The sequence below is a fragment of the Cyanobium sp. BA20m-p-22 genome, assembly GCF_024346275.1.
In the GTDB taxonomy this organism is placed as follows: Bacteria; Cyanobacteriota; Cyanobacteriia; order PCC-6307; family Cyanobiaceae; genus Cyanobium_A.
Map to the genome: position 1 here is coordinate 21917 of NZ_JAGQCQ010000008.1, position 10606 is coordinate 32522.

At 66.4% G+C, this 10606-nt stretch carries 10 protein-coding genes and 1 tRNA gene; 5 read left to right on the plus strand and 6 right to left on the minus strand.

The window, feature by feature from the left end; genetic code table 11:
- Positions 1 to 3 precede the first annotated feature (3 nt).
- Complete coding sequence (locus KBZ15_RS01525) at positions 4 to 972, plus strand: fructosamine kinase family protein (protein ID WP_255012839.1); 969 nt, start codon at positions 4 to 6, stop codon at positions 970 to 972.
- Here the strand turns inward: KBZ15_RS01525 and KBZ15_RS01530 are convergent.
- A complete protein-coding gene (locus KBZ15_RS01530; RefSeq protein WP_255012841.1) occupies positions 902 to 1342 on the minus strand; it encodes a CAAD domain-containing protein in 441 nt (146 codons plus the stop codon). The two genes, KBZ15_RS01525 and KBZ15_RS01530, sit on opposite strands and share 71 nt — an antisense overlap.
- 45 nt (positions 1343 to 1387) lie before the next feature.
- Here KBZ15_RS01530 and KBZ15_RS01535 point away from each other — a divergent pair, with 45 nt between their 5' ends.
- Together KBZ15_RS01535 and moeB are read left to right on the plus strand one after the other, a co-directional pair.
- Positions 1388 to 1849, plus strand: a complete 462-nt coding sequence (locus KBZ15_RS01535; protein ID WP_255012843.1) for a M67 family metallopeptidase — start codon at positions 1388 to 1390, stop codon at positions 1847 to 1849.
- Positions 1850 to 1860: 11 nt separating this feature from the next.
- Positions 1861 to 3033, plus strand: a complete 1173-nt coding sequence (gene moeB / locus KBZ15_RS01540; protein ID WP_255012845.1) for a molybdopterin-synthase adenylyltransferase MoeB — start codon at positions 1861 to 1863, stop codon at positions 3031 to 3033.
- Between the two features lie 9 nt (positions 3034 to 3042).
- On the opposite strand, the gene KBZ15_RS01545 is transcribed toward moeB, so the two are convergent.
- Positions 3043 to 4191: a cob(I)yrinic acid a,c-diamide adenosyltransferase gene (locus KBZ15_RS01545; RefSeq protein ID WP_197148025.1), complete on the minus strand. Its 1149-nt coding sequence runs from the start codon at positions 4189 to 4191 to the stop codon at positions 3043 to 3045.
- A 63-nt stretch (positions 4192 to 4254) separates the two neighbouring features.
- Between KBZ15_RS01545 and larE the strand changes: the two genes are divergently transcribed.
- Entirely contained in the window at positions 4255 to 5142 is an 888-nt protein-coding gene (gene larE / locus KBZ15_RS01550) for an ATP-dependent sacrificial sulfur transferase LarE (protein WP_255012847.1), read from the plus strand.
- Here larE and speD read toward each other — a convergent pair.
- Together speD and recF are read right to left on the minus strand one after the other, a co-directional pair.
- Complete coding sequence (gene speD, locus KBZ15_RS01555) at positions 5120 to 5626, minus strand: adenosylmethionine decarboxylase (RefSeq protein ID WP_254929768.1); 507 nt, start codon at positions 5624 to 5626, stop codon at positions 5120 to 5122. The genes larE and speD overlap by 23 nt on opposite strands.
- A 22-nt stretch (positions 5627 to 5648) precedes the next feature.
- Positions 5649 to 6767, minus strand: a complete 1119-nt coding sequence (gene recF / locus KBZ15_RS01560; RefSeq protein ID WP_396123374.1) for a DNA replication/repair protein RecF — start codon at positions 6765 to 6767, stop codon at positions 5649 to 5651.
- 68 nt (positions 6768 to 6835) lie between these two features.
- Here recF and KBZ15_RS01565 point away from each other — a divergent pair.
- Positions 6836 to 6909 (plus strand) — tRNA-Arg (locus KBZ15_RS01565).
- 125 nt (positions 6910 to 7034) lie between these two features.
- Here the strand turns inward: KBZ15_RS01565 and KBZ15_RS01570 are convergent.
- Positions 7035 to 7493: an N-acetyltransferase gene (locus tag KBZ15_RS01570; protein WP_254929769.1), complete on the minus strand. Its 459-nt coding sequence runs from the start codon at positions 7491 to 7493 to the stop codon at positions 7035 to 7037.
- Positions 7494 to 7551: 58 nt separating this feature from the next.
- Positions 7552 to 10494 carry a phosphoenolpyruvate carboxylase gene (gene ppc, locus KBZ15_RS01575; protein ID WP_255012849.1) on the minus strand — a complete coding sequence of 981 codons (2943 nt, stop codon included), beginning with the start codon at positions 10492 to 10494 and terminating at the stop codon, positions 7552 to 7554.
- Between the last annotated feature and the right edge of the window lie 112 nt (positions 10495 to 10606).

Below are 10606 nucleotides of genomic sequence, written 5' to 3' on the forward strand. Positions count from 1 at the left end.
GCCATGGCTGCCGCGCCCGCCGATCCCCTCACCGCCTGGCTAGAGGATCGGCTCGGCCGCCGCCTGGTGGCGCGCACGCCGGTGGGCGGGGGCTGCATCCACCGGGCCTGGCGGTTCCAGTTTGCCGACGGGGGCATTTTGTTTGCCAAAACCAACAGGGCCTCCGCCCTGCCCCTGCTTGGGGCGGAAGTGGAGGGACTCCTGGCGTTGGCGGCCCACGCGCCAGAGGGCCTGGTGGTTCCCGAGCCCCTGGCCTGGGGGACGGCCGCTGATCAGGCCGTGCTGGTGATGCCCTGGCTGGACCTCGACGGGATTGGTGGGGGCTCGGGCGACACCGCTGCGGTGTTTCGATTGGGCCAAAGCCTGGCGGATTTGCACCGGGCCAGCGCCGCCAGCTCGGCGGGCCAGGGCTATGGCTGGCCGGCCGCCAACTTCATCGGTTCAGCCCCCCAAGCCAATGGTTGGCGATCCAGCTGGGGCCAGTTTTTCGTCGAGTGCCGGCTGGCCCCCCAGCTCGCCTGGGCCGCAAGAAGGAGCAAGCCGCTGCAGGGAGCTGCGGCCCTGCTGGAGCTCGTGCCGCAATGGTTGGCAGGTCACCCTGCCGAGCCGGTGCTCGTGCACGGCGATCTCTGGTGTGGCAATGCGGCCTTGCTCAGCAATGGCAGTGGGGTCATCTTTGACCCTGCCTGCTACTGGGGGGATCGGGAGGTGGATCTGGCGATGGCCCAGTTGTTTGGCGGCTTTTCGCCCAGCTTCTTTACGGGCTACACCAGTCGCTGGCCCCTTGCGCCCGGGGCCAGCGGGCGGGTGGCCCTCTACAACCTCTATCACCTGCTCAACCACGCCAACCTCTTTGGTGGCAGCTACGGGCAAAGGGCCCAAGCCTCCATCCTCGAACTGCTCAGCCGAGGTATTCCTGGCGGAGGTTCTGCAGCTTCGACACCACAGCACCGCGTTTCTCACTGGTGGTGAGGTTCTGCCAGCTCCAATTGCCCACCACCACCAGGCCTAGCAGTTCGAGCAGGCCTGGCACCACGGGCAGAAGGTTGATGGTGTCGAGCACTCCCTTGATCAGGATCTGGGCCACGATCACCGCCAGGATCACTCCGGTGGACTTGCCGATCCGGCCCATCTGGCTCCAGTCCACCTTGTCGAGGGTGGCATTCACCTTGGTCAGGATCTCGCTGTAGCGCTCTGTGAAGCTGACCTCGGATTTGGCGTCGGCATCGGAAGTGGCTTCTGAGCCGGTTGCTGAGCCGGTTTCGGATCCAGTGGTGGCAGCGCCTGGCTCCACTCCAGTGGCAGTTTCCTGCTCAACTGCTTCGGGGGTGGTGTCACTCATGGACCGGATGGTGGGCAAGGTTGGACTGGTTCACAAGGTATCGGTGTGTGTTTGCAAGCGCCAGCTCATCTCAGGGCAGATTTGCAGCTGCTCACCGTTCTGAGCCGGATTTTGGCAGTGGCGCAACCCGAGGAGGGATGTGCCTTGCTGCTGGGCCAGAGGCAGGGCGATGGTTGGCAACTGCGTCGGATCTGGCCTTGCTGCAACGTCTGGCCCCAGCCTGGGGCCCGCAACCATCGCTTCGCGATTGATCCCCGCGAGCAACTGCTGGCCCAGAAGTGGGCAAGGGAGCGGGGGCTGGAGCTGCTGGGCTCGGCCCACAGCCACCCGGTCACGGCCCCAGTGCCCTCCACCACCGACTGCAGGCTCTGCGTCTGGCCGGCCTTGATGGTGATCATGGGCGCGGTAGGCAGTGGCGATGGGGGTCAGGGCCAGGAGCTGGTGGGGTGGTGGATCTGCCAGCCCCCGGCCCCGCCCCAGCGCCTGCCGTGGAGAATGGAAACCTGATCCCAGCGGCCATGCTTCCTCCCGACACCAGCGGCGTCCAGCTCAGCCCCGATGAGGTGGCCCGCTACGGACGGCACTTAATCCTGCCCGAGATTGGCATGGAGGGCCAGAAGCGGCTCAAGGCCGCCTCCGTGCTTTGTGTGGGCACAGGAGGCCTGGGCTCGCCGCTGCTGCTCTATCTGGCCGCCGCCGGGGTGGGGCGCCTCGGCATCGTCGATTTCGACGTGGTCGACCACTCCAACCTGCAGCGCCAGGTGATCCACGGCACCAGCTGGGTGGGCAAGCCCAAGATCGAATCGGCCAAGGCGCGCATCCTCGAGATCAACCCCCATTGCCAGGTGGATCTCTACCCAACGGCGCTGACCATCGAGAACGCTCTCGAGATCATCCGGCCCTACGACATCGTCTGCGACGGCACCGACAACTTCCCCACCCGCTACCTGGTGAACGACGCCTGCGTGCTCCTGGGTAAGCCCAATGTCTACGGCTCGATCTTTCGCTTCGAGGGCCAGGCCACGGTGTTCAACCTGGATGCGGAAAGCCCCAACTACCGCGACCTGTTCCCCGAGCCACCGCCGCCGGGCATGGTGCCCTCCTGCGCCGAGGGCGGAGTGGTGGGGGTGCTGCCCGGCATCATCGGCCTGATCCAGGCCACCGAAGCCGTGAAGATCATTGCTGGCATCGGCACCAGCCTCAGCGGCCGCCTGTTGTTATTTGATGCCCTGGGCATGAAGTTCCGCGAGCTCAAACTTCGGCCCAACCCCGAGCGCCCGGTGATCGACAAACTTATTGATTATCAGGAGTTCTGCGGGGTGGGCGGCAGTGCTCCGGGCCAGGAGGAGGCCGGCGCGGTGGACAGCATCAGTGTTACCGAACTCAAAACCCTGCTCGATGGCGACACCAGTGGCCTGGTGCTGGTGGATGTGCGCAATCCCCCCGAGGCCGACATAGCCGTGATCTCCGGCGCCACCCTCATCCCCCTCGACCAGATCGAGAGCGGCGTGGCGATTGATCAGATCCGCGACCTGGCGGCCGGCAAGAAGCTTTACGTGCACTGCAAGCTGGGCGGCCGCAGCGCCAAAGCGCTGATCGCCCTGGGGCGCCATGGCATCGAGGGCATCAATGTCTCAGGCGGCATCGATGCCTGGAGCAAGGAGGTGGATCCATCCGTGCCGCGCTACTGAGCTCCGAGCTCAGTAATCCACGCCCCGCTTGAGATCCACGCCCCGCTCTGCGTAGTGCTTGTGGCACACCATCTCTGAGTAAACGCTGGCCAGGTCGAAGTAGGCAGGTCGGTTTTTGCAGCGGCCGGTGAGGATCACCTCCGTTTCGGCGGGCTTGCGCAATAGGGTCTGCACGATCGGCTCCACCGGCAGCAGCTCGAGATCCACTGTGGGGTTGATCTCATCGAGGATCACGGTTTTGTAGAGGCCGCTGGAGATGGCTGCCCTGGCGATCTCCCAGGCCCGCTCGGCCTCCACGTAGTCAATCGGCTGCTGCTGGCCGCGCCAGACAATCGCATCGCGGCCAGAGCGCAGGTGATCCACCAGGTGGGGATAGCTCTCGCGCAGGGCGGCAATCGCCGCATCCTCGGTGTAGCCGCTGCCGCCCTTGAGCCACTGCAGGATCAGCACCCGGTGGCTTTTGTCTTGGCTGATACCCCGGCCGATGGCCTGTAGGCCCTTGCCGAGGGCGCTGGTGGATTTGCCCTTGCCCTCGCCGGTGTAGATCTCGACCCCATCGAGCCCCCCGGGCCCCTGGTGGGCCCGCATTTCCGAGTGGAGGTCTGCCAGTTGCACCAGCTTGTGGGGGGCACCGCGCCCCGTGCAGATCACCTCCATGCCGCCTGGCTTGGCCGCCAGGGTGCGGGCCACGTCGTCGATGTCCAGCAGGCCCAGATCCAGCACGGGGTTGAGCTCATCGAGCACCACCACCGAGTAGAGGTCGCTGGCGATGGCGCCCTTGGCAATGTCCCAGCCGCGCTGGGCCTCCTGCCGGTCGAATTTGGTCGCCTCCTCGGCGCTGAAGAATTCGCCCCGGCCCGTGCGCACCTGGTCGATCAGGTGGGGAAAGCCCTGCTGCAGGGCTTCGATGGCGGCATCTTCGTCGTAGGCCCGGCCCGGCCCCTTGAGGAAGCGCAGCAGCAATACTCTGGTGCGTTTCTGCTCGCAGATGCCCAGGCCGATCGTGCGCAGCACCACCCCGAGGGCGGCCTGGCTCTTGCCCTTGCCGTCGCCGTCATACACATGCAGCTGGCCGTGGGCACGCTCATCGCTGCCGGCGGCAGTGCGGATGCCGATGCCCCGGCCCGTGCCCCGCTGCGGCGTCTGGGTGCTGCTCATGGCGAGATGTTACCGGCGCCTTTGGCTTGGGGTTGGCAGGATCGGGTCAGGATTGGGGCCCGGATGCACTTTTCTCTTTTAGAACCTCTGCCACCGGCCCTGGCTGGGGCCTTGACCGAATTGCGTGGCCAGCTGGCCGCCCTCAACCCGGTGGTGGTGGCCTACTCCGGCGGGGTGGACAGCGCCCTGGTGGCGGCCATCGCCCTCGAGCAGTGTGGCCAGGGGGCCCTGGCGATCACCGGGGTTTCACCGGCCCTGGCGCCCCACCTGCGTAAGGAAGCCCGCATCCAGGCCGGCTGGCTTGGCATTCGCCACCGGGAAATCCCCACCTCGGAGCTGGCCGACCCTGCCTACGCCAGCAATCCTGAGCAGCGCTGCTATGCCTGTAAGCGGGAGTTGCACCGCCTGCTGGCGCCGATTGCGGCGGCGGCGAGGGGAGCCAGCGTGGTCGATGGCGTCAATGCCGATGACCTTGGCGACCATCGCCCGGGCATCCGGGCTGCCCGGGAATTCGGCGTGCGTTCTCCCCTGGCTGCGGTTGGCCTGACTAAAGCTGAGGTGCGCCAGCTTTCGCGGGCGCTGGGTTTGCCCTGGTGGGACAAGCCTGCCCAGCCCTGCCTGGCGTCCCGCTTTGCCTACGGAGAGCCGATCACGGCTGAACGGCTGCAACGGGTGGCTGCGGCGGAGGCCTGGTTGTTGGCCGCCGGCTGGGCCGAGGTGCGGGTGCGCTGCCAGGGCCAGACGGCCCGCATCGAGCTCCCGGCCGAGCAACTCGAACAGGCCCTTGGCCGCTGGGCTCAGAGCGAGCCCAGGCAGGCCCTGGTGACGGCCTTCCTCGCCCTTGGCTTCACGGCCGTGGGTCTGGACCTAGAGGGACTGGTGAGCGGCAAGCTCAACCGGGAGCTTGCGGCCAGTCCGCTTCCCGCGCTCAGCGGCTCAGGGCAGCAGTAAACGGCTGCCCATGCAGGGGCTCCCGCAGATTGCTGTGGATGCACGAGGGTGTTTCGCGGCGGAAGCTCGTGAGCTTGTGGGTGTCAGCCAACAGCTCATCGACAAGCACGGCACAGGCCTTTTCCGGCATGGTGTGGTCGCCGCAGGTGAACACATCCACCGCGGCATAGCCCGATTCGGGCCAGGTGTGGATGGAGATGTGCGATTCGGCAAGCAGGGCCAGCCCCGTGACGCCCTGGGGTTCGAAACGGTGGGTGATCAGGTTGAGCAGGGTGGCACCGGCACGCTTTGCTGCTGCGGTGATGGTGGCCCTGAGGAAAAGTTCGTCGTCGAGCTTGGTGCCGTCGCAACCGTAGAGCTCGAGAATGCAGTGTTTCCCGACGGTGTCGGAAACCTGGTGGGGGAGGGGGGCCGCTGGGTGGATCGCTGCGGGGGCCTCGGTCCATCCCGGGTTCGGGTGGAGGCAGGGCAGGGTCTGGGTCATCGAAATTGACCGAACAAGCTAATCACCATAGATGGTTGTGAGCGCTGATTTGGCCGGCGTGCATGTGCACCAGCTGGCTCTGGGCCTGCCAGCCGCCGCTGAAGGCCCCCAGGTGGGTGGCGCTCACCAGGCACTGGTGGCCCTCGCCCACCGCCTCGAGCAGCAGTTGTTGCCGTTCCGGATCGAGCTCGGCCAGCACGTCGTCGAGCAGCAGTAGGGGCGGCTCCCCCAGCACCGTGCCCACCAGCTCCAACTCGGCCAGCTTGAGGGCCAGCACCAGGGTGCGCTGCTGGCCCGCCGAGCCGTAGCGCCGAGCCCCCTGCCCGGCCAGGATCAAGCCCAGCTCGTCGCGGTGGGGCCCCACCGTGCACTGCCCGAGCCGCAGTTCTTCGCCCCGCTGCTGCTGCAGTTGGGCCAGCAGGGCCTCCCGCCAGGGATCCTCGGCATCTTCGCCACCCACCTGGGCGCCGCCCTGATACTCGAGCTCCAGGCATTCCCGGCCGCCGCTGAGCCTTGCCTGCCAGGCGGCGGCCAGGGGCTCCAGCCTGCGGATGGCCCGCGACCGACGGCGCTGCAGCCGGGTGCCGATCACAGCCATCTGCAGATCAAAGGCATCGAGCAGGCCCTGCAGATCGCCGCCGCCGAGGCCCCGCCGCAGCAGCTGGCTGCGCTGGCGCAGGAGCCGGCCGTAGCGGCTGAGCAGGTCGCCATAGACAGGTTCGAGCTGCAGCACCACCCGGTCGAGCCATTGGCGCCGGCCAGCGGGCTCGCCCCGCACCAATTCGAGGTCGAGGGCGCTGAAACCCACGCAGCGCAGCGATCCCAGCAGGTCGAGCTGGCGATCCAGCACCTTGCCGTTGCGCTGGGCCATGCGCCCGCCGCTGCGGCGCAGGTGGAGCGCCAGCTGATCACCGCTGCCGGTTGAGGCCCGCACCTGGCAGCTGCTCTGCCCGTGCTGGATCAGGTCGCGATCGCTGGCGGTGCGGTGGGAACGCAGGCACCCCAGCAATTCCACCGATTCCAGCAGGTTTGATTTGCCCTCGCCATTGGCGCCAATCACCAGCAGCCGGGGGGCCTCCAGGGCCAGCTCCAGATGGCTGATATTGCGAAAATTCAGCAGCTCCAGGCGGTGCAGCCGGATGGCTCTGACGCGACGGGAGGTTAAGGTAATTCCTCCGGAGCTCTGCTCCGGCCATGGGCCTTAGCCATGGGCATGTAGCTCAGTTGGATAGAGCATCAGATTCCGGTTCTGAGGGTCGGGGGTTCGAGTCCCTCCATGCTCGCTACTCATCAGGTCAGTACTTATCAGGTCAGTACTTACCAGTTCAGTACTGATCAGGTCACTTGGCTCAGCGGGCCAACCCAGTAAGCGAATCAACCAAGCAAGGGAATCAACTCAGTAAGCGAATCAATCCAGCAGGTTGAGGCCCATCGCCCGAATGCCACCGGGATCGACGGAAAATCCATAGCGATCCAGGGCGGCCAGGGCCTCAGGCGGTGCTGAGAGCGAAATGCTGCACCCGGCTAACTCCCTGCGCAGCTTGCCCAGGGAGCCATGCACCAGCACCGCCAGGATGTCGCCCTGGTGCGGATCCCCCGGATCGGCGCAGAGGTCCCAGAGGTTGGCATTGAGGGCCAGATCGCTGGTGGCCCGCACGAAACCTACCAACTTGCCCTCCGGGGATTGCACCCCCAGGTGCCAGAGGCTGTTGTCCAGCACCCGCTGCCAGCGGTCTGGGTTGCGGCTGCGATCGCCGCTGGCCAGCAGCAGCCGATTGAGCTCGTCGGGGCTGGGGAGGCTGTTGGCGAGCAGCGCATAGCCCTCCCGCAGACGCGGGGCTTGGGGCTGGCTGCGGAAAGGGATCAAGAGGGAATCCAGTGCTGGGCGGAGCTGGGATGGCTCAGGGGAGGGTCTGGGGGGCTGGTCAGCCCGTGTTGCGCATGCCCGCGGCGATACCGTTGATGGTGAGCAGGGCCCCGCGCAGCAGCTCGCTGCGGCTGTAGGTGCGGCCATCGTCGCTGGAGCTGGCCAGCGCTTCACTCATCGGTGGTTGGCGGTTCTGGTCGCGCAGGCGCCGCAGCAGGGCCACCTGCAGGAAGCCAAGGGGAATGATCGTGCGGTTGCGCAGGTCGACCGATAGCTGCAGGGCAGGATCCCCATCCAGCAAGCGGCTGTGGCCCGTGATCGCCAGCACCAGATCGCGGGTGAGCTCGAATTCGGCGGCGATGGCTTGGAAGATCTGCTCGAAGGCCTCCCGGTTCTCGCTGCGGCCCAGGGCCTGCACGTAGTGGTGGGCCAGGTCGAGGTCGACTTTGGAGAGGGTCATCTCCACCTTGGAGATCAGCATGCGGAAGAACGGCCAGCGTTGGTGGAGCAGGCGCAGCAACTCGAGTTGTTCGGGGTCCTGGGTGAGTTCCTCCTGCAGGGCCGCCCCCACCCCGAACCAACTGGGCAGCAGGAAGCGGCTCTGGGTCCAGCCAAATACCCAGGGGATGGCCCGCAGGCTGGAGAGGTCCTTGGCGCCACTTTTACGGCGGGCCGGGCGACTGGAGATCTGCAGCTTGCTGATCTCTTCGATCGGGGTCACCTGCTGGAAGAAGGCCACTAGGTCAGGGTTGTCGTGCACCAGGGCCCGGTAGTGGTCCCGGGAGCGGGCCGCCAGCCGCCCCATCAGGTCATTCCAGCTGGGGGTGTCGTCTACGGGGGCACTCACCAGGCTGTTCTGCAACACGGCGGTTGTCACCGTTTCCAGGTTGTAGAGGGCCAGTTCGGGCAGGGAATACTTCGAGGCCAGCACCTCTCCCTGTTCGGTGATCTTGATGCGGCCGCTGAGGGTGCCGCTTGGCTGGGCCAGGATCGCCTGGTAGGCAGGGCCCCCACCCCGGCCCACGGAGCCGCCGCGGCCATGGAAGATCCGCAGGGCCACCCCGTGCTCGATGGCCAGCCGCTGGAGGGCAATCTGGGCTTTATGGATCTCCCAGTTGCTGGAGAGGAAGCCGGAATCCTTGTTGCTGTCTGAGTAGCCCAGCATGACTTCTTGGAGTGGCTGGCCGCCGTCACTGGCCAGGAGGGCCCGGTAGAAGGGGTGGCGAAACAAGGTGGCCATCACCGCCGGGGCCCCTTGGAGGTCTTCCACCGTTTCGAACAGCGGCACCACCAGCAGGCCGGCACGCTGGGCCTTCGGATCCACCAGGCCGGCCTCCTTGGCCAACAGCAACACCTCCAGCAGGTCGGACACCGTGTGACTCATGGAGATCACGTAGGTGCGGCAGATGCGGGAGCCAAATTCCTGCTGCAGGCGCTGCAGCATGCGGAATACGGCGAAGGTCTCCGTGGTTGCGGCACTCCAGCGGGCCGCCGGGGGCAGCAGGGGGCGGCGGGTTTGCAGCTCCTCCAGCAGCCACTCCACCCGCTGGGTTTCCCCCATCTCCCCGTAGGGAACTGGGAGCTGGAGGTAGCGGCTGAGCTCGTCGAGGGCGTCGCTGTGGCGGGTGCTCTCCTGGCGGATGTCGAGGCTGGCCAGGCAGAAGGCGAAGATCTGGGCCTGACTGATCAGGTGCTGGAGCGACTCACAGCTCAGTCCCGTGGCCTTGAGGCTGTCCTGGATCAGTTCCAGGTCGTAGCGGAATTCATCAACCGTGCTGTAGTGCAGTTCCTGGGTGGGAGGGGCCGCCAGGCTTCCCCCCATCGGCGGGGGCGGGGCACTGCCGTCACAGGGGGATTCCCAGCCGGCATCGCTCAGACTTTGGTTGCGCTGATGGGTGAGCTGCAACCGCTCCAGGGTGTAGCTGAGCTTCAGCCGGTAGGGCTCCAGGCGGTAGCGGGCGGCCCGCTCCTCATAGATCTCCGGAAAGCGCAGCCGGTCCATCTCCAGCGACTCCAGCAGGGCCGGGCTGACCTGACTCCACTGCATCGAAATGCTGAGCTGGTCGCGCAGCTCGGCCACCGACTTCAGATATCGCTCCAGCATCAGCTTGCGCTGGTAGCAGGCCGTTCGCCAGGTGATGTCCGGGGTCACCGAAGGGTTGCCATCCCGATCTGAGCCCACCCAGGAGCCGAAGGTGCAGAAGGAATCCCGGGGCGGTTCCACATCGGGGTAGCTCCCCTTCAGGGCGGTGCGGATGCGGTCCCGCAGCTGGGGCATGGCATCGAAGAGCACCTGCTGGAAGAAGTGCAGGGCGTAGTCGACCTCATCGAGCACCGTTGGTTTGAACTGGTGCAGTTCATCGGTACGCCACCAGAGCCTGATTTCCTCCTCCAGCTGGAGCCGCAGGCTGTGGCGCTCGACGGAATTGAGGCTGGCGCCCTGCTCCAGCTGCTGAATCAGGCAGGCCACCCGCCGCTGCTTGTGGCGCACCGTGTGGCGCACGATTTCGGTGGGATGGGCCGTGAACACCAGCCGTAGATCCAGGGTGCGCAGCAGTTTTTCCAGTTGGGCTGGGGGTACGTTCAGGCTCCTGAGCCGCTCAAACAGCTGGCGAAAGGTGGCCGGGTCGCTCTGGTTGGCCAACGGCGGCAGGAAGGGATCGCTGGGGCTGCTGCGCTGGTTTTTGAGGCTGTCGAGGTAGCTGTCCTCCTCGATGTGCTGCTCGAGGATGTTTACCAGCTGGAAATAGAGCGAGAAGGCCCGGGCCGCGGCGATTGCCTCGGCCAGATCCATCTCCCGGATCAGCTGCACGATCGCGGTGGTGGCATCCTCCTCGCTGGGGTCGCTCAGGTGCTTGAGCCGCAGCAGGCGCTCCGCCTGACCGGCGGGACACTCGCTGTGGAGCACGGTTTCCCAGAGGTCTTCCACCAGCTCCAGACGCTCGCCCAGTAGCCGGGTGACCCGCTGGGAAGTCGGGGAGGTGAGGGTGGGGCTGGGCATTGACTCCCCCATTGGGCCTGGCTGGGCAGCAAACAGAGCCATGATCATCCCAAAGGGAGCGGCCCGGTGTCTGTGGCGATTGCCTCCAGCAGTTCCACTTCCCGGGTTGCCA